Origin of the sequence: Flavobacterium azizsancarii (genome assembly GCF_027980145.1) — a bacterium.
Taxonomy (GTDB): domain Bacteria; phylum Bacteroidota; class Bacteroidia; order Flavobacteriales; family Flavobacteriaceae; genus Flavobacterium; species Flavobacterium azizsancarii.
Genome location: NZ_JAMZNK010000004.1, coordinates 103,816 through 125,321, shown reverse-complemented (window position 1 = coordinate 125,321; position 21,506 = coordinate 103,816). Strand labels below are relative to the sequence as shown.

10 protein-coding genes are annotated in these 21,506 nt (G+C 34.9%); 7 read left to right on the top strand and 3 right to left on the bottom strand.

The features are described 5' to 3' along the window. Positions 1-3: 3 nt before the first annotated feature. The 3 genes from fusA to rpsL all read right to left on the bottom strand — a co-directional run bounded on the left by fusA (position 4) and on the right by rpsL (position 3,150). Positions 4-2,160: an elongation factor G gene (gene fusA / locus NJT12_RS03850; RefSeq protein WP_271334610.1), complete on the bottom strand. Its 2,157-nt coding sequence runs from the start codon at positions 2,158-2,160 to the stop codon at positions 4-6. A 10-nt stretch (positions 2,161-2,170) separates the two neighbouring features. Next, positions 2,171-2,647 carry a 30S ribosomal protein S7 gene (rpsG, locus tag NJT12_RS03845; protein WP_007803600.1) on the bottom strand — a complete coding sequence of 159 codons (477 nt, stop codon included), beginning with the start codon at positions 2,645-2,647 and terminating at the stop codon, positions 2,171-2,173. Positions 2,648-2,766: 119 nt separating this feature from the next. Then, entirely contained in the window at positions 2,767-3,150 is a 384-nt protein-coding gene (gene rpsL, locus NJT12_RS03840) for a 30S ribosomal protein S12 (protein ID WP_007136570.1), read from the bottom strand. Positions 3,151-4,433: 1,283 nt separating this feature from the next. Here rpsL and NJT12_RS03835 point away from each other — a divergent pair. The 7 genes from NJT12_RS03835 to NJT12_RS03805 all read left to right on the top strand — a co-directional run bounded on the left by NJT12_RS03835 (position 4,434) and on the right by NJT12_RS03805 (position 21,419). Beyond that, a complete protein-coding gene (locus tag NJT12_RS03835; protein ID WP_271334609.1) occupies positions 4,434-7,646 on the top strand; it encodes a SusC/RagA family TonB-linked outer membrane protein in 3,213 nt (1,070 codons plus the stop codon). Between the two features lie 11 nt (positions 7,647-7,657). Beyond that, positions 7,658-9,160, top strand: a complete 1,503-nt coding sequence (locus NJT12_RS03830; RefSeq protein ID WP_271334608.1) for a SusD/RagB family nutrient-binding outer membrane lipoprotein — start codon at positions 7,658-7,660, stop codon at positions 9,158-9,160. A gap of 977 nt (positions 9,161-10,137) precedes the next feature. After that, the gene (locus tag NJT12_RS03825) at positions 10,138-13,302 is read left to right on the top strand and encodes a SusC/RagA family TonB-linked outer membrane protein (RefSeq protein WP_271334607.1); all 3,165 of its coding nucleotides are present in this window, start codon (positions 10,138-10,140) and stop codon (positions 13,300-13,302) included. Positions 13,303-13,312: 10 nt separating this feature from the next. Further along, on the top strand, positions 13,313-15,022 hold the full coding sequence (locus NJT12_RS03820; protein ID WP_271334606.1) for a SusD/RagB family nutrient-binding outer membrane lipoprotein: 1,710 nt from the start codon (positions 13,313-13,315) through the stop codon (positions 15,020-15,022). Positions 15,023-15,039: 17 nt separating this feature from the next. After that, positions 15,040-15,924, top strand: a complete 885-nt coding sequence (locus NJT12_RS03815) for a hypothetical protein (RefSeq protein WP_271334605.1) — start codon at positions 15,040-15,042, stop codon at positions 15,922-15,924. Between the two features lie 862 nt (positions 15,925-16,786). Continuing rightward, positions 16,787-19,969, top strand: coding sequence for a SusC/RagA family TonB-linked outer membrane protein (locus NJT12_RS03810; protein WP_271334604.1), 3,183 nt, complete (start codon positions 16,787-16,789; stop codon positions 19,967-19,969). A 16-nt stretch (positions 19,970-19,985) separates the two neighbouring features. Further along, entirely contained in the window at positions 19,986-21,419 is a 1,434-nt protein-coding gene (locus NJT12_RS03805) for a SusD/RagB family nutrient-binding outer membrane lipoprotein (protein WP_271334603.1), read from the top strand. The last annotated feature ends 87 nt before the right edge of the window (positions 21,420-21,506 follow it).

Below are 21,506 nucleotides of genomic sequence, written 5' to 3'. Positions count from 1 at the left end.
GAATTAAGCGTTACCTTTTGCTTTTTTAATTACAGCTTCTGAAATATTAGAAGGTGTTTCTGCATAGTGAGAAAACTCCATTGTTGAAGTAGCTCTACCAGAAGATAATGTTCTTAATGTTGTTACATATCCAAACATTTCTGATAATGGCACATCAGCTTTAATAGTTTTAGCACCATTTCTATCACCCATGTCATTAACCTGACCTCTACGACGGTTGATATCACCTACGATATCCCCCATGTTTTCTTCAGGAGTAATAACCTCCATTTTCATGATAGGCTCAAGAATTACCGCTCCAGCAGCTTTAGCAACTTCTCTATACCCCATTCTTGCAGCTAATTCAAAAGAAAGAGCATCAGAATCGACAGGGTGGAAAGATCCGTCAGTTAAAGTTACTTTCAAACTATCTACCTGGTATCCTGCTAAAGGACCAGTTTTCATAGCTTCACGGAAACCTTTTTCTACAGATGGAATATATTCCTTAGGAACGTTACCACCTTTTACAGCATTAACAAACTGCAATCCTACAGGCACTTTACCATCAACTTCGTCAGCTGGCTCAAGTGTAAATACGATATCACCGAATTTACCACGACCTCCTGATTGTTTCTTATAAGTTTCTCTATGTGTTGCACTTCTAGTAAACGCTTCTTTATATTCAACTTGAGGCTCACCTTGGTTCACTTCAACTTTAAATTCACGTTTCATACGATCTACCAAGATATCTAAGTGAAGCTCACCCATACCAGAGATAATCGTTTGCCCTGAAGCCTCATCTGTTCTAACTGTAAACGTAGGATCTTCTTCAGCTAATTTAGCCAAAGCCATACCCATTTTATCCACGTCAGCTTTAGTTTTAGGCTCAATTGCAATACCAATTACCGGTGCAGGGAATTTCATAGACTCAAGAATGATTGGGTGTTTTTCATCACACAATGTATCCCCAGTTTTAATATCTTTAAATCCAACAGCAGCTCCAATATCTCCAGCCTCAATAAAATCGATTGGATTTTGTTTGTTTGCGTGCATTTGGTAGATACGAGAAATTCTTTCTTTATTTCCTGAACGAGTATTCAGAACATAAGAACCCGCATCTAAACGACCAGAGTAAGCACGGAAGAAAGCTAAACGCCCCACGAATGGATCAGTAGCAATTTTAAATGCCAAAGCAGCGAACGGCTCTTTTACATCTGGCTTACGCAAGATTTTAGTTTGATCCTCCTCTAATAACTCAGCATCATCAGGATGAATTCCTTCGATACCTTCTTTATCCATTGGAGATGGCAAATACTTACATACAGCATCCAACATAAACTGAACCCCTTTGTTTTTGAAAGAAGAACCAGCAAGCATTGGAATAATTGCCATATCTATAGTAGCAGCTCTTAAAGCTTTATTTATTTCCTCTTCTGTAATAGAATTTTCATCTTCCATGAATTTCTCCAAAAGATTCTCATCATAATCAGCAACCGCCTCAATAAGGATAGATCTATATTCTTTTACCTCTGCAAGCATATCCTCAGGAATAGCCACAATATCAAAAGTAGCCCCTAAAGTTTCATCATGCCATATAATAGCTTGATTTTTCACTAAATCAACTACACCTTTGAAATCATTTTCTTCACCAATTGGCAAAGTAATTGCAACTGCATTAGATTTCAACATATCTCTAACTTGCTGACATACGTTCAAAAAGTTAGAACCTTGTCTGTCCATTTTATTAACGAATCCCATACGAGGAACTCTATATTGATCAGCAAGTCTCCAGTTAGTTTCAGACTGAGGCTCAACACCATCAACCGCACTAAACAAGAAAACCAATCCATCAAGTACACGCAAAGAACGATTTACCTCTACAGTAAAATCAACGTGTCCAGGAGTATCAATAATATTAAAGTGATAAGGCAATGTCTCTGGCAAAATTTTACCTTGCTGAGTTGGAAAATTCCACTCACAAGTAGTCGCTGCAGAAGTAATTGTAATACCTCTTTCCGCTTCCTGCTCCATCCAGTCCATTGTAGAAGCACCATTATGCACCTCTCCAATTTTATGAGTTTTACCAGTATAAAAAAGAATACGCTCTGTTGTTGTTGTTTTACCAGCATCAATATGAGCAGCAATTCCAATATTTCTTGTATATTTTAAATCTCTAGCCATTTCTTACGAATTAAAATCTAAAGTGAGAGAAAGCTTTATTAGCCTCTGCCATCTTGTGAGTATCCATTCTTTTCTTAACCGCAGCACCTTCTTCTTTAGCAGCAGCTAAACATTCTGACGCTAAACGTTGTGCCATAGATTTTTCATTTCTTCTTCTAGAATAAAGTATCAACCACTTCATTGCCATAGAAATTTTTCTGTCTGGTCTAATTTGCATTGGAATTTGAAATGTAGCTCCACCAACTCTACGACTACGTACTTCTACGTGAGGCATAACGTTTGTTAAAGCATCTTTCCAAATTTCTAATGAAGATTTCTCTGAATCTTGCTTTTTAGACTCAATGATGTCAATTGCATCATAAAATACTTTGAAAGCTGTAGACTTCTTACCATCCCACATTAAGTTGTTCACAAAACGTGTTACCAATTGATCATTAAACCTTGGATCTGGTAAAAGTGGTCTTTTCTTTGCCGCTCTTTTTCTCATGTCTTTTTTTTAATAAAAAGTTATAGGTTATCCGTTAAATGTTATGTGTTATCTTTTTTCAGCTTACGCTTTAAATTTCCAACCCTTAACTCCTAACCTCCAACTCTTAACGTTTTAAATTACTTTTTTGCTTCTTTTGGGCGTTTAGCACCGTACTTAGATCTTCTTTGCGTTCTTCCTGCAACTCCTGACGTGTCAAGCGCTCCACGAACGATATGATATCTAACACCTGGTAAATCTTTTACCCTTCCACCTCTAACTAATACTATCGAGTGCTCTTGTAGATTGTGTCCTTCTCCAGGGATGTAAGCATTCACCTCATTACCATTTGTCAAACGTACACGCGCAACTTTACGCATTGCAGAGTTTGGTTTTTTTGGTGTAGTAGTGTAAACACGCGTACAAACCCCTCTTCTTTGAGGACAAGAATCTAAAGCAACCGATTTACTCTTCTTAGTTATCTGAGTTCTTCCTGTTCTTACTAATTGTTGAATTGTTGGCATAATTAATACTAAAAATTTATTATGTATATTAAATTCCCGCTTTTTACGGGGTTGCAAATGTATAAAATAATTTTCACTATACAAACGTTAATTCATTAATTTTCAATAACATTATTTAAGCTTATCATTTTACAAACAAACAATTAACATTTCCAACACTTTAAAAGGCAAACGATTAGTTTTAAAACAATTTTGTATCAATTCATTTTAACCCAGTCACTTCCTCATACCTAAAGCACATCTATTCAAAACAACATTCAAATAAAATCAATAATCAAACAATTACACCTATACAACGCGATAATTTGCCAAACCAACAAATTGTTATAAAAAAAAAAAAAAAAACAAGAAAACGAACTTCTCAAAGACAAACAACTTAACTTTTAAATCAAAAACTTAGAAATTTTAAAAAAAAAAAAAAAAAAAAAAATACCCGCTACTCCAAACAAAAAAAAAGAACATAAAAAGAGGTATACATATATAGGTAGAAAATAATCCTTTCTTTACTATCTGCCTGAAATAAAAACAAATTACAATCACACCTTTTTCCGTGATACAATAGTACTTTAAATCGAAGCATCACAAATTCAAACAATAATACTCGCTCTAAATAAAACATAATTTGACAATACAAAAAGAAAGAATATAGTATTTTAAACTGCCTTACATTTTAAATTCGAAAAAAAAAGGCGACATAAATTCAATTATTCTAAGTCAAATTAACTCAATGAAAAGAATGATGCACAAGAAAACTTCAAACCATCACCACAAAAAAAACGGACGAATAAAACTTTGAATCAAGTAATCGCAAAAAAACTATTAAAAAAAACATTTTCTCAATAAATCATATTAGAATTCCCCAAAAAAAAAGCCACAATAAAAAAATACGAACACAAGCATTCAAATACCATATTAACAAATTCCTCTTATAGCGCAAATGATTTTAATATGTCAAAAAATCAACATAAAAAAAAGATCCCCACTGAAATACCTGTTTATAAAACTAACCAAATAATAAACCAATTCGAACAATAATAATAAAAAATAAAAAATTTAACTCGCAAAAAATGAAAGATTAAAACCACTTAATAAAAGTAGTTTTTTTAGAATAATCACCCCCAACAGGGCGCATAAACAAAGAGAAAATAGATTTTTATAACAGTTTTTTAAATTTATGTTAAAATGTTAAATTTTAACTATTCATCAAAATTCATTAACACAACCCTAGGTTTATTAACTTATTATTATGAATATTGTAATACTAATTCAAAATAATTGAGAAAATGAAACCAAAGTTCAATGGATTTTTAGTACTGTTAATAGTACTATTCGCGCAACTAACCTTTGCGCAGGAAAGAGTCGTTTCGGGTACAGTTACCGATGATGCAGGTCTGCCACTACCAGGCGTAAGTGTATTAATTAAGGGGACAAAAACTGGAACTCAAACCGATTTTGATGGTAAATACTCCATTAAAGCAGCACCTAGTCAAATTTTAGTTTTTAGCTACATTGGAATGAGAACCCAAGAAAGCGCCGCGAGCTCCTCTCAAGTCAATACTAAATTATCAGGAGATGCACAACAACTCGAAGGCGTTGTGGTAACAACTGCAATGGGTATCAAAAGAGAAAAAAAATCTCTCGGATATGCTTCACAACAAATCGCAGGTAAAGATTTAAACGGTGGTGCCGGAAACACAAACGTTGCTAATCTATTATCTGGTAAAGCTGCGGGGGTCGAAGTTTCAAGAAATACCAATTTTGGAGGATCTACAAATGTTGTAATCAGAGGAAGCAAATCTCTTACAGGAAACAATCAGGCGCTATGGGTAATTGACGGGGTACCAATAGACAATTCAAACTCAAACACCTCTTCTCAACAAGTTGGGCGCGGCGGTTACGATTATGGTAACAATGCATCAGATATCAACCAAGAAGATATTGAAAGCATCAACATCTTAAAGGGGGCAGCTGCAACCGCATTATACGGATCTAGAGCAGCAAATGGTGTTGTAATGGTAACTACAAAAAAGGGTAAATCAGATAATAAAATAGGATTTTCTTTCTCAAGTGGCTACACTAATGGAACTGTCGATAAATCAACTTTTCCAGAATATCAAAATCGATACGGTTCAGGATATGGATTTGGATCTTCATTTTTAGGAACCGGAACACCTGATACTGTAGATACCTCAAATGACGCATCAAATGGAGATATATTTGACAACCAATTAGTTTACCAATGGGACGCTTTTACTCCCTATTCTCCAAATTTCAACAAAGCAACGCCTTGGACAGCGGCTAAAAATGGCCCAATTACATTCTTTAATCACGCCAATACATTTATCAACAGCATCTCTTTAGAAAAATCTACAGACAGATCTAGTCTTTCCATGACGTATGTAAATACAGATCAAACTGGTATTTTACCAAATAGCCAATTGAAGAAAAATCAGATAAGCGCAAGATTTAGCCAAAAAGTAAATGACAAATTAACAGCAAACGCGTATGCTTCCGTTACTCTACAAAGCACAATAGGACGAAACTCTACCGGATATAACGACAATGTACTTGGTAATTTTAGACAATGGTGGCAAACCAATACTGACGTCCAAGCCCAGAAAGACGTTTATTTCGCTTCGGGCGGTCAAAACATAACATGGAACTGGGCTGACCCAACAACCCCCGAAGGCCTTGTACCAGCATATTGGGACAATCCATACTTTACACGTTATCAAAATTATTCCTCAGATGACAGAACACGTCTATTTAGCTACGCCTCCTTAAACTATGAAATCACTCCTTGGTTAAGCGCCTTAGGAAGAGTCTCTCTAGATACTTACAAACAACTTCAGGAAGAACGAAGAGCAATAGGATCTGTTGCAACCGGATTTGGTCTTTCACCAGTAAACGAAGCATCAGGCTACCAAAGAAATGACATCAACTTTCAAGAAATCAACTATGATGTAATGTTGAATTTCAACAAAAAATTTGGAGATGACATCAGCTTAAACGGAGTCGTTGGTATGAACATAAGAAGAAATGACAGGGACAATGTTCTATCCTCTACAGTAGGTGGTTTAGTAGTTCCTGGAATATATGCATTATCAAACTCTCGTTTAGATTTACCTTTTCCTAAAGAAGCCAAAATATCTTCCGGCGTTAACGGTTTATATGCTCAGGGATCAATTGGCTACCTAGACACTTATTTTCTAGATGCCTCTGTTAGAAGAGACGTTTCATCGACATTACCATCAGACAATAACTCTTACGTTTATCCAGCGGTTTCAGGATCTTTCTTATTCTCAAACCTAGTTAAAGCCAGTTGGTTAAATTTAGGAAAATTCAGAATCAATTACGCTGAAGTTGGAAATGACGCTGATGCCTTACAACTCAACAATACTTACACAAGAGCTTCAAACTTTCAAGGACAACCTTTATACACGAATGCATTACTTAACCCATTCCGCAGTATCAACAAAAATCCAGACCTTAAACCAGAAAGAACTAAATCATTCGAAGTAGGTCTGGAAGCAAGTTTACTTGACAGACGCTTAGGGTTTGATGTTACTTACTATAAAACAAACTCCGTTGACCAAATTGTTTCGGCCGCAGTTTCTTCCGCATCCGGATACACTAATGGAGTTGTAAATGGTGGAGATATCGAAAACAGAGGTCTAGAGATTCAATTATACGGAACACCAATAAAAACAAAAGACTTCAGCTGGGAAATTATCGTAAACTGGTCAAATAATAAAAGTAAAGTTATCTCTTTACCAAATGGACTAGACAACCTTCAATTAGGCTCATTCCAAGGAGGAGTAACTGTAAATGCAGCACCTGGTGAGGCATACGGAGCGCTTAAAGGAACAGATTACGTTTACACAAATGGCCAGCCAACAATCGACCAGGCTACCGGGAAGTATATGATAACTACTTCTGCAACTAACACAATCGGAAATGTTACTCCGGATTGGATTGGTGGACTTAGAAATAAATTCAATTACAAAAACATCTCTTTAGGATTTTTAATTGACACTCAAAAAGGAGGAGATATTTTCTCATTAGATATGTATTACGGACTTTCTACAGGATTATACAAAGAGACAGCAGTAGGCGATATTAGAGAGAATGGAGTCTTAAACACTGGAGTTGCTCCAGACGGAACCCCAAATACTGTAAAAACAGGAGGAGGAAATACTGAAAACAGTTTTGGATACAAAGCTGCCCCTAACAAAGCTTTTGTTTATGATGCCTCTTTTGTAAAATTAAGAGAAGTTTCCATAACATATAATTTCCCTAAAAGCATGTTCGAAAATACATTCATCAATGCAGCTTCACTAAGTATCTTAGGTTCCAATCTATGGATAATCAGTAAAAACCTCCCTTACGCAGATCCTGAAAGTGGATTATCTTCAGGAAACAGCTCAAGAGGTTATTCTGTAGGATCTCTTCCAACCACAAGAGATATTGGATTTAACTTAACTTTCAAATTTTAATACAAAAGAAAATGAAAAAATTAATATACGTTTTAGGAATCTTCATCCTCACAGTTTCTTGTGACGATAATAGCCTAACAGATTTAAACGTCGACGAAAAAAACCCCTCTGTAGTTCCTGCAAGCACATTATTTACTAATGCTGAAAAAGACCTTACGGAACAACTCATTAATACGGACGTAAACAAAAACATATTCAGACTGGTAAATCAGCAATGGACTGAGACAACTTATCCTGACGAATCTTTCTATCAATGGGTATCCCGTAAAATTTCAGACAATCATTGGGACAGACTTTACGCAGGACCATTAGCCAGTTTAACGGATGCCAAGAAATTTATTGAGAAAGAAGTAATATCACCTACTGATGTAGAATTCACCCAAAAAACTATCACTAAGAAAAACCAATTAATACTAATTGACATCTTAACAGTTTATACCTATCAGATATTAGTTGACACCTACGGAGATGTTCCTTATAGTGATGCTCTAAAAGGATCAGCGAATTATCTTCCAAAATACGACAAAGCGATTGACATCTATAAAGATCTAATTGTTCGTTTAAATGCAGATATTGCAGGAATCGACACTTCATATCCTGGATTTGGAACCGCAGAAGTTATATATAAAGACGACTTAAACGCCTGGGTTAAATTCGCCAATAGCATTAAACTTAAATTAGGCGTAAATTTAAAAGCATCTGGTTTAGAAAGCGCAATCGCTGACGCCGCAATTATATCTGGTGCAGCAGGAGGATTTACATCTAATAGTGACAATGCCAAACTACCATACATGCTAAACCTACCAAATACCAACCCTCTTTATGTAGATATGGTATTCTCAGGTCGAAATGATTTCGTTGCCACAAAACCAATTGTTGACGCATTAGTAGCCTTAAACGACCCACGAAAAGAAGCTTATTTTTTTCCAACTTACAGAGCTGTTGACCCAGTAACCGGAGCGACAACAATAGTTACAGGATATCTTGGCGCGCCGGTTGGAGCAAAAAACATTTACGCGAGATTCACCCACATGAGCGATAAAATTAAAGCTCCGGATTTCAGCGGAACTATATTAGATTATGCCGAAGTGGAATTTTTATTAGCAGAAGCTGCCGGAAGAGGCGTTGCCGTAGGATCTATTGCCTCACATTACGAAGCGGGAATCAGAGCATCTATGGAGGACTGGGGCGTAGCGACAGCAAAAATTGACACATACTTACTTCAACCTAGTGTAGCATATGCTACAGCACCAGGAACCTGGCAGCAAAAAGTTGGAGAACAAGCATGGTATGCCTTATTCAATAGAGGTTTCGAAGGATGGACATCCACCAGAAGATTAAACTTCCCTGTATTGGTAGCTCCATCAAATGCAGATCCCGCTGCCGAAGGACAAGTGCCATCAAGAATGGCATATCCTATAAGAGAGCAAACACTAAATGCTACAAATTATAATGCTGCTTCTACTTCAATTGGAGGCGACAAATTAAGCACCAAAATATTTTGGGACAAATAAAACGTTAATCCTAACATAATTTAACAGAAAACCACTCCGTAAAAAAGAGTGGTTTTTTTATACATAAGTAAAAAAAAAAAAAAAAACACTCTTTTATTAATTCCCAGAATCTGTATTTAAATAGTAGAAGTTATATTTCAAAATAAACCATTTCGATTTGAAAGACTAAATTCTTTTATTTTACAGTACAAGAACGCTAACAAATTGTTTTTTTGAAAAAAAATATTACAAACAGACGTAAAAAATAAAAAAATAAAAAGAAATAATACCTACAAAAATATTTTAATTCTATCATGTACTATTAAATATAAAACTCTATCCATAAACGCAACAAACTAATCATCTTCAACCAGCACACATACTACTACCTCAAAATAATTAAGAACAGGGGCCAATGTTTTTTATGCCCTTACAACAACTTAAAGATCCTTTCCAGAGAAGACTTTAAAAATCAACAACAAGAAAACATAAAAAAAATTCAATTTCAAAGAACCCGATCATAAATAGAACCCCTAAACTTAAACATTGAAACACTGGTTATTCCAATAATTTTGACATACCTACACCAATTACGCAGAAATTAACATTCAATTATTAAAAAGACAGAACAAAAAAAAGATATTCAGAAGTAATATATTAACACTTTTCGTCTAGAAAAATTAAAAACAAAAAGAACTATTTAACTAATTACCAAGTAAAGAAAAAACCTCATAAAAAAGTAATTATTCATAATTTAGCTATTAAAAAATTTAACAAAAATTAACTATATTCATAATTATATCATAAAAAGTGAGAAATATAAAAAAACGAATAACGTATACTAAAAACACAAATTAACTAAATTCACCAATATATTTAACAATAAACATAATATATCACACACAAAAAACATAATTTAACTAAAAAAAATACTCTACTTATTAGGTATATTAACAATTTATTAAGATTTTTGTTGGACTAATTCAAAATATTTAAAAATGAAACTAAAGTTCAATGAATTCTTAGTACTAGTATTAGTACTAGTTGCGCAAGTAACCTTTGCGCAAGAAAGAGTTGTTTCAGGAACAGTTTCCGACAATAGCGGAATGCCCCTACCAGGCGTTAGCGTGTTAGTCAAAGGAACAAAAACCGGAACACAAACAGATTTTGACGGTAAATTCTCCATCAAAGCATCTTCAACACAAGTTTTGGTATTTAGCTACATCGGGATGAAAACCCAAGAAATACAAGCAAGTACCGCAAAACTGAATGTAAAATTACTAGATTCAGGCGCACAAGAACTAGATGCCGTTGTTGTAACTACTGCATTTGGAATTAAAAGAAATCCTAAAAAACTAGGATATTCTGTAAGCACCATAAAAGCAGAAGAAATCACACAAAATTCTGAGCCAGATTTATCAAGAGCCCTAGCTGGTAAAGTTGCAGGGGTAAACATTAATACATCAACAGGTGTAGCAGGAGCTGCCAATCAAATTACAATTAGGGGTGTAAATTCCTTAACAGGAGAAACAGATCCTTTGATTATTGTTGACGGTATTGCCTACAGCAATGTATCAGTAACTAGTACAAGCCAAATAACTGGTGGTGGTGGTTACGAATCAGCATTATCTTCATTAGATCCAAATGACATTGCCAACATCAGCGTACTTAAAAGTACTGCTGCCGCTGCACTTTATGGCTCCAGAGCGATGAATGGTGTTATTGTGGTAACCACAAAATCAGGATCTTCAAAAACATCTCGAGCAGAAAAGCTCAGCGTAAATGTTGGTATCGGAACCTATTTTGAAACCATTGCGAATTTACCAGATTACCAAAACTCTTATGGAGCAGGATCAAACTTTGAATACTCAAATGCAAATGGTTCTTGGGGACCACGTTTCGGCACTATACAAACAATTCCAACCTGGCCGACACTTTTAGCAGCTTTTCCTGATCAATTTGGCGCAACTGTTCCTTATGTTGCAAAACCAAACAATGTAAAAGATCTTTTTAGAACAGGAACTGTACTTGACAAAACTATTGGTTTTAATTACGCTGGACCAGACGGTACTTTTAATGCCACTGTTTCAGACCTGCGTCAAGACGGCTACATTCCTTACAACACATACGACAGAACATCAATGTCTGCAGGAGGAAATTTTAAATTGAGTAAAAAATTCACAGTAGGCGCAAATTTATCCTACTCAAAAACAAAACAAGTTGGAGCATTTTTTGGAGAAAATCAATTCGACGGAGCTTCTTCTTCATTTGCGAGGACTTTATTTCTGGCAAGAAACTGGGATTTAAATTTACCATATGTAAATCCAGTTACTGGTGCTTCAGTTACTCCAAACGGAACACAATTCGATCACCCGCTTTGGTCTTGGCAACATGATCAGATTATCACCAATACAGAAAGAATTGTGACTGGTATCAATTTAAATTATGCTTTCAACGATAACATTTCAGCATCTTACAGAGCAGGTCTAAATAAATATTCATTAAATAGAATTCAAATTCGTGATCTTAATTCAAGAGCAAATAATGGTTTAGGAGATTTATTAAGTGACAACTATACAAACCAAGATATAGAATCTACTTTTTTACTGAACTTTAACTACAATTTAAATGATGACTTTAATTTAGTTGCCATCTTAGGTAACAACGTTCTACAAAATGAATACACACAAATTCAAAATGAAGGAAAAGAATTTATCGTACCTGATATTTTCACATTCCACAACGTTAAAAACATCTCTAACCTAATAGATCAAAGAGCAATAAAAAGAAATGTAGGTGTTTTTGCCGATGTAACTTTATCATACAAAGACTATTTATTTTTAAATGCTACAGCTAGAAACGACTGGAGTTCTTCTTTACCAAAAGCCAACAACTCGTATTTCTATCCATCAGTGAGCGCTTCCGCAATCATAACAGAGGCTTTCAACATTAAAAACGATGTATTAACATTTGCAAAACTAAGAGCCAGTTTCGCAAAAGTAGGTAGAGATGTCCCGGCAGAATTCCTAAAAATATCTTTCTTTCAAGAGCAACCCTACAATGGGAATCCACGTATAGGAAACAACACCTTTCTAGGAGATCAAAATGTAAAACCAGAATTCTCTGAAGAATTTGAAGTAGGTACAGATTTAGAATTCTTCAACAAACGTGTAATTGTAGACTTAAGTTTATACAACAAAAAAACTAAGGATTTGATTACCCCTGCAAACACACCTGCTTCATCAGGTTTTACTGAATTTAACACAAATGCAGGTTCAATTAGAAACAAAGGTATAGAGCTTGGACTAACAATAGTTCCAGTAAAAACTAATAATTTCAAATGGACTTTATTAACTCAATTTACAAAAAATGAAAATGAGGTACTAAGCTTAAATGCTGGTCAAGAAAGACTTCAATTGGACCCTAACTCAATTGCCTATGCTATTCCGGGACAACCTTTTGGCGTGTTTTACGGAACAAGGTTTGCACGAGATGCTAATGGTAACTACCTAATAAACAAACCAAATGGAGCCGTAATTATAGACCCTTCACCAGGCATAATTGGAGACCCTAATGCAAAGTTCAAGCTAAGTTTTGCAAATACTTTTATCTATAAAGCATGGAGCTTAAGAACCCAATTTGATTGGAAGCAAGGTGGAGACATTTCATCTTCTACAATTCAACAATTATTAGGTAGAGGAGTAACCAGAGATACTGAAGACAGAGAAAAAACTTTTATTATTCCAGGGTATTATGGAAACAACGCAGACGGAACGCCAATTTTGGACGCAAGCGGAAACCAAATCCCAAATAGTACTCAAATATCAATGTTTGAAATGTATTTCTCACCATCTGGGGCAGGAAGTACTTTCGCAATAAACGGAGTTAACGAAGCTTCTGTTTATGACGGTACAACTTTTAGATTAAGAGAGGTAAATTTAACATACGACGTTCCTTCTAAAATTTTAGAAAAAACACCATTTGGAAAAATTAGCTTTAGCCTTTTAGGAAGCAACTTATGGTATTACGCACCTAACGTTCCTAAATACACCAACTTTGATCCTGAAACAACAAGTTATGGAAAATCTACATTACAAGGTATCGAAACATCTGCTGCACCAACAGCAAAAAGATGGGGATTCAAGATCAATTTAACATTTTAACACAAAAGACATGAAACTATACAACAACATAAAAAATAATAAAACCGTATTAGTTTTATTATCCCTAACTACCATTTTCAGTAGTTGCAGCAATTACCTGGATGTCGACAAAGATACTGATGACCCTACTATCGCCCCTTTGAACTACCTATTAACCAATATCGAAACTAACATTGCAGAAATAGGCGACTTTAACACAGGTACAGGCAGCATATACGCCACCTATACTCACCAAATGACTTCAAGGGAAGAACAGGATCAGTATGGAGTAAAAGTAGACAACATAGCTCTAAACAATGATTGGACTTCTATTTATTTATCTTTAACAGATATTGAAACATTAATCAAACAAGCACTCGAAAGTGGCGATTTAGCTTACGCAGGCATTGGTCAATTACAAAAAGCTTATGTTATGGCATATGCTGTTGACATGTGGGGAGATGTGCCATATACAGAAGCAACACAATTAGCAACAGGTGTAATTGCACCAAAATTCGACAATCAAAAAGCTATTTACGCAAGTGTTTTCGAATTGATTGATAAAGCAAAAGTCAATCTAAAACTTAACACCGGAACACAAAAACCAGGAACTGATGACCTTATCTACAAAGGTAACATCAGCAAATGGATTCGATTTGCAAATACGTTGAAGTTAAAACTTTATAATCAAACCAGACTTACCTCAGATTTTGACCAAACAGGTTTTAATGCATTAATCAACGAAAACAATTTCTTCACATCAAATGCAGATGATTTTCAACTGGACAGATTCAATAACATCTCTCCTACAAATGAAAAAAACAGATTGTTTAGAGAATCTTATGAAAGCACCCAATTTGGAACTTATCAAAGTCCATGGATGTATGAAATTTTAAAAGGTGTAAACCCTCTAATTCACAACGGAAATCCAGATCCCAGAATGAAATTTTACTATTTTAATCAATTAAAAGCTGGCGAATTTCCTAAGGATGGTAATACCACAACACAAAATCCACTTGCAGACTATTGGGACGAATCAACTGGATTCTTCAGTATAAGATTCGGAAGTACTGGCCCAGACCGAGACAAGAGCACAGAAACATCATACACATACCCAGGGATTTTCCCATCAGGAGGACGTTATGACGATGGAAAAGGTGCAGATTTATCCACTTTATCCTTAGCGTCAGGCACAGGTATTTCGCCCAAACGTATATTAACCTATGATGAATTTTTATACATTCAGGCAGAATTAATTCAAGTAGGTAAATTAGCAGGAAGCGCTGCTGCCAAACTAGATGAAGCCGTAAGAGCCAGTTTCGCTAAAGTTGATCAGGTTGTCTCCAACAATAAATCACAACAAATAGGAATTCCAACACTAATTGGCTCACCTGGCGTAAATACTTTTATGACAAAATTAGCGGCAGAATTCAACAGTGCGAGTCCAGAGAAAAAATTAGAAATTATTATGACTCAAAAATGGGTTGGTACTTTTGGAGACCCAACAGATCAGTACACTGACTACAGAAGAACAGGATACCCTGTACTAGCAAATCCAAATAGCACCACTAAAGAATATCAATTAAATAACGGCGATGCCTTTCCTTTAAATGATTCCCAAACGGTACTAACAAATCCTTTTCAAATATCAATGTTCTGGCCACAAAACGAATTGAACGCTAATAAAAATGCGCCAGCACAAAAAAACCCAGCGACCTATAAAATCTTTTGGGATAATTAATAATTAAAACTGATAAAATGAAAAACATAAAAATATTATTCACTTCATTGCTATTTATACTAATAGCAGCATCCTGTGATAACGATGGAGGAACTTCGGTTATTGATGTAATTGAAGGAGCTACTCCAGATTTCCGAAAAGAACCCACAACAGATCAAGGAATAAATATTATTGCACTTCAAAATAACGAAGACATAAATATAGGCCTAAATTTAAAAGTAGCAACAGGACAGGTTAAATCAATGAACATTTTAGGTTATTTTACCCAAAATGGGGTAGTCACAAAAGCAGTAATACAATCAAATGTATCTTCCTTCCCTGCAAAGTTAAACTACAAAACTGCTGATTTAGTTAAAGTCTTTCCCACTTTTACAAGTTTCGGACTTAATGACAAACTAACAATTAGCGCCGACCTAACACTTACAAATGGTACCGTAATTAAAATATTTAATGATGACGGAACACCAAATTATGGTGCCGATATCGCAAATTCAACGATATGGAAAGTTTCACAAACCTACACTGCTCTTTGCCCTTTAGACGATGCGTCTCTATTTAATGGCAATTACGAAGTTATTGCTGATGATTGGGAGGACTATAAACCAGGGACTATAATTCCTGTAGTGTACAATGGGACAGACGGAACATACACATTTAGAATTTTAGAAACCAAAAACCCAGCTATAGATAATCCAACAACCGCATATTTATTAGTTACTATAAATCCTGCAACTAATGCCATTACAGTAAAATCAAATATAGATTTCGATTACGGAGGTGACACAACACCTGTAACCGGAACAGGAACTGTAGGTTCATGTACTGGAGACATTAACTTAAAATTAAATTTTCCAGGATTTGGTCGATCAGCCTTAAATTTTGATTTAGTAAAATCTAATTAAGCAAAAGAGATTTAAAGCTCAACATTTACTAAACCATCCCATTTATTTGGGATGGTTTTTTTATTGCATAAATATTGAAATAATATTACAAAACAAAAGCGCATTTAAATTTTCCAGAAACTACAATTACTTTAGCGCATTATTATAAAAAACTTAGAAAGAAAAACAAACAATTAACAAACATAAGAAAAGACCAAGAGAAGCCGAATCGACTATAGTTTTTTTTTAAGATGAGTAAAAGCAAAATCGCTAAACATTTAGCTCAATAAAGAAGACAAAACATCCCCGATAAAGTATTAATACGGTAGTAAACAAAACAATAACCAACTTAAAAAATACTCACATTCAAAGAGAACAATTAATTAAGTATTTTATTCTTAACCCATCTTTAAATTACCACATTTTTAAACGCCACTTAAAATATAAAAAAGAACTAAAATTTACGTGATTTTTATTTTTTAACCAATTTACACATAACACCATCCCCTTCGTTAACAATTGTTTTTGTTAAAAAAGATAAGAAATTGCTAATTTTTAATTAATTAACAATTAAGTGGCAAAATGTTATAAATCTTAAAAACACTCGAATCTTACCTCAAAAAAAAAACAAAATATCCCGCTAAAAAAACACATAAATCACAGATATTAAAACTCTCAAATTCAAAAACTTAAAGAGTAAAAAAAAATCCATAAAAACTTAAAAATCACGTTAAAAACACTGCTAAATCCAGAAAAATTTGCAACTAACATTATAACGAGAATAATGTTAAAGTTTAAACTATCATCAAAAAAAGCATCAAATCCATTAGGAAAGTTAACGAATAATTAAGAGTTTTGTCACACTAATTCAAAATATTTAAAAATGAAACTAAAGTTTAATGGATTCTTAGTGCTTTTATTAGTACTAGTTGCGCAACTTACTTTCGCGCAAGAAAGAGCTGTTTCTGGAACAGTTTCTGACAATACAGGAATGCCTTTACCGGGTGTTAGTGTATTAGTTAAAGGAACAAAAACAGGAACACAAACTGATTTTGACGGAAAATATTCTATCAAAGCAGCACCAAATCAAATATTAATATTTAGCTACATTGGGATGAAAGCCCAAGAGCTTCCAGCTAGTTCAGCTAGTGTTAATGCAAAGCTAAAAAACGATTCAGTAGAACTGGAAAGCGTTGTAGTAACAGCATTAGGTGTTAAGAAAAGTACACGTGCACTTGGATATGCGACACAAGAAGTAAAAGCAGCGGACATTACAAGAGCAAACAACAACAGTCTTTCTGGTGCTTTGCAAGGTAAGTTAGCTGGTGTATCGATCACTCCTTCTAGTGGTGCTCCTGGAGCTTCGTCTCAGATCGTTATTCGTGGTGCCCGTTCTTTTTCAGGAAACAACACACCATTGTATGTTATTGATGGAATGCCTGTAGCATCACAACCAGATTTCAGTACACAAAATGGTGTTACCGGATCTGACGTTGCTAACAGAGCTGTCGATATTGACCCGAACGAAATTGAGTCGATCAACGTTTTAAAAGGACAAGCTGCATCTGCCTTATACGGTTTAAGAGCTTCTAATGGTGTAATTTTAATTACAACGAAAAGTGGAAAAAACTTAGCTCAAAGCGGAAAGCCAGTTATTACTTTCAACACTTCTACAAGTTTTGAAACAATTTCAAAAAAGCCACAAACTCAAAATGAGTATGCACAAGGCACTTATGGACAATTCAATCCAAACTCTTCAATGAACTGGGGACCAAAAATCTCAGAATTGCCAAATAATCCTGTTTACGGAGGAAATGTTGCCAATGCAAATAATGGCGGAGTACTAAGACCTGGTAAATATTTTGTACCACAAAGAGTAAAAGCCGGTCTAGACCCATGGGTTACTCCTCAGGCTCATGACAATATTGATGACTTTTTCAATACTGGAATCACGATTAATAATTCCTTAAACATTGCACAAGCAACTGAAAAAACGAATTACTCTTTCGGTATAGGAAATTCAAAACAAGATGGTATCATTCCTTCAACAGGAATGAACAGATATACTGCAAAAGCAGTTGTAGACACAAAATTAAACAACGAGTGGAAAACTGGTTTCTCTGTAAACTATGTACAAACTAAAATTGACAAAAGTACAGCTGCAAATGATGCTGCTATAGCAGGTGTATTCGCTGCCCCAAGAAGTTATGATTTAAAAGGAAATGGATACTCTAATCCATTTAATGATTATGACCAAATTTATTTCAGACCAAGTACTTTCAACAACCCTTACTGGGCTGCTAAACACAATGAATTTAGCGAGAAAACCAATCGTTTTTACGGAAATGGATATATTCAATACTCTCCTATCATAAGCGAAAGCGGAAGACAGAAACTAACTGTTAAATATCAGGCCGGTGTTGACTCATGGACAACTAGCTACAGAGATATTTTTGAGTTTGGAAACAAACTTGATTTAACAGGACAAAGTAGTAGTGCCCACCTTTACGGTACAACAAATGATGTAATCAACTCGTTATTCACTATCAACTACAACTTAAATATTACTGATGATTTTAATGTCAATGTTTTAGTTGGAAATGAATACAATCATCAAAACACTAAAGAATATGATGATCTTGGAACTGCTCTTAACATTGGCGGATGGCCTACAATTGCCAACGCAAGATCAGTAACAGCAGAAGAATACCGCAGACAAATACGTACTGTTGGTTTTTTTAGCAACGTTGAATTCTCATACAAAAACATGATTTTCTTAGGCGGTACTATTCGTAAGGATATTGCATCTAATATGCCAAGAGGAAATAGAGATTTCGTATACCCATCAGCCTCTTTAGGTTTTGTAGTAACAGAATTAGAAGGATTAAAAGGAAAATCTTTTCTTTCTTATGCTAAACTTAGAGGATCGATTGCTGAAGTTGGACAATCAGGTAATTATATAGGTAATTACTACACAAGCCCTTCTTACACAGGTGGATTCTGGTCTGGATCTCCTATAAACTATCCATTAGCAGGAGGTACTAGTTCATTTATTCCTAGTAACGGATTATATGACGACAATTTGAAACCACAAAATACAAAATCTTATGAAGTTGGGGTTGACTTGAAGTTTTTCAATAATAGAGTTGGAATTGACTATACTTACTCTGAACAAAATTCGACAGATCAGATTTTCGATGTTCCATTAGCAGGTTCTACAGGAGCAGCTGCATTCACGACAAATGGAGGAAAAATGCTTAACAAAGTACACGAGTTAACTTTAAGCGTTAACCCTATACGTACTGCAGATTTCAACTGGACATTCAATGTGAACTTCTCTCAAATAGACGCTACTGTATTAGCATTAAAAGATGGTGTAGACAATATCTTTTTAGGTGGTTTTTCAACACCACAACTTAGAGCTAGTGTTGGAGATCGTTTCCCTGTAATTTACGGTACAAGTTTTGCAAGAGACAACAACAACAACATTATAGTAGACGAAGATGGTCTTCCTATGGCTGGTGAGTTAAAAGCACTAGGAGAAGTTGCACCTAAATTTACTTTAGGAGGTTCTACTCAATTAACATACAAAAGAGTTTCATTAGGAGCTGTTGTTGATTGGAAAAATGGTGGTAAAATGTATAGTGGATCAAACAACTTAATGGCCTACTACGGTGTAGATGCCAGAACAGCAGACAGAACTTCTGAATTTGTATATCCAGGTGTTAAAGAAGACGGAACTAAAAATGACATTGTAATTGGAGGCTCAAATGCAGTACAACAAGATTTACAGGGAGCATTAAATGGAATTGCCGAGGCTTCTGTTTTTGATGCAAGTTTTGTAAAATTAAGAGAGGTTACTTTAGGATACCAATTTCCTAAATTACTAAACAACAGTGTAGACCTTAGAGCTTCTGTTTTCGCAAGAAACATCTTATTATGGTCTAAAATGCCAAACCTTGATCCAGAAGCATCACAAGGAAACAATAACTTTTCTGGTGGATTCGAACAATGGTCAATGCCACAAACTAAGAGCATTGGTTTTGGATTGAACTTTACATTTTAATTTAAAAAAAAATCAAATGAAGAATATAAAAATAACAATAACAGCTTTAATGGCTTTATTCTTATTCCAATCTTGTTCTGAAGACAAGATGGATGACATAAATAAGAATGTAAACAATCCTGCGGATATAGTTAGCCGACTAATCATTACAAATGTGATGGTAAACTCTGCCTTCACTGTAACTGGTTCTGACGCATCTTTTTACGGAGGAATCTACTCTGAATTAAATGCAGGAAATCACAACCAAATGTATAATGCACAGATTAGACGTAATGATCCAACATTAGCATCAACTTATAGTAATGGTTGGGATAATCTTTACGAGCAACTAAGAACATTAGCAATAATTATAGACAAATGTTCTACAGGTGAAGAAAAAGGAAACTACCAGACTTTAGGTATCGCTCAAATCTTAACAGCTTATAATTTAGCTGTTCTTACAGATCTTTACGGAGATGTTCCTTACACAGAAGCTGGAAAACCAGGTGTAATCTATCAACCAAAGGTAGACAAACAAGAGATTATTTATGCTGACGTCTTCAAAAGACTAAATGAAGGTATTGCAAATCTGAAAACAACAACAACGTACCCAAGCTTAGGAAATCAGGACGTGATCTATGAAGGGAATTCTGCAAAATGGATAAAGGCAGCCAATGGTTTATTAGCCAGATACACAATGAGATTATCTCTTAGAAAAGCAGATTATCAAGGTGTAATCAACTATGTAAACGCTTCATTTGCTGATGTTGATGATGAATTAAGACTTGTTAATACTAGTGTTCCAAATCCTTATGCTCGATTCCAATTAGATAGACGTGCTATTTCTCTAGCTAAAAGTTTTTACGACACCATGGTAGCTAATGGTACTGCTGACGCTCGTACTGATGCATTCTTTACAAAAATAGAGGGTGAAGTTGTTCCTTTTGACAATTCAAAAGCAGATATCGAAGGACAGGATATCTATTCTATATCAGCTCTTATCAGTGAACAGAACCCTATTTACTTGTTAAGCTACCACGAATTATTGTTCTTGAAAGCTGAAGCACAAGCGAGATTAGGTTTACCTGAGGCGCAAGCAACTATGAATGCTGCGATAACAGCTGCTTACACAAAAAAACAAGTAGTTAAATTTACAGCTGCTCAAGCACAAACATACATTGCTTCTATACCAACTTTAACTGGTAACGCATTATTGAAAAAAATAATGGTAGAGAAACATATTTCTTTCTATGAAAACGAAGGTGTTGAATCTTATAATGATATCAGACGTTTACAAGCAATGGGTAATGGAGACTTTATCCCTATGGTAAATCCAAAACCTGAATTGTTCCCACAAAGATTCGCTTACGGCTTATCTGACGTTAGTACAAATGCTAACATCAAAGAACTATTCGGAGACGGTACTTATGTATATAAAGAAAAAGTTTGGTGGGCTGGAGGTACTAGATAATAGTATTCTTTAATTCCAAAATAACTTAAAAAAGGGCACTTATCTCACGATAAGTGCCCTTTTTCCAATTAGTAAACTTAACAAACT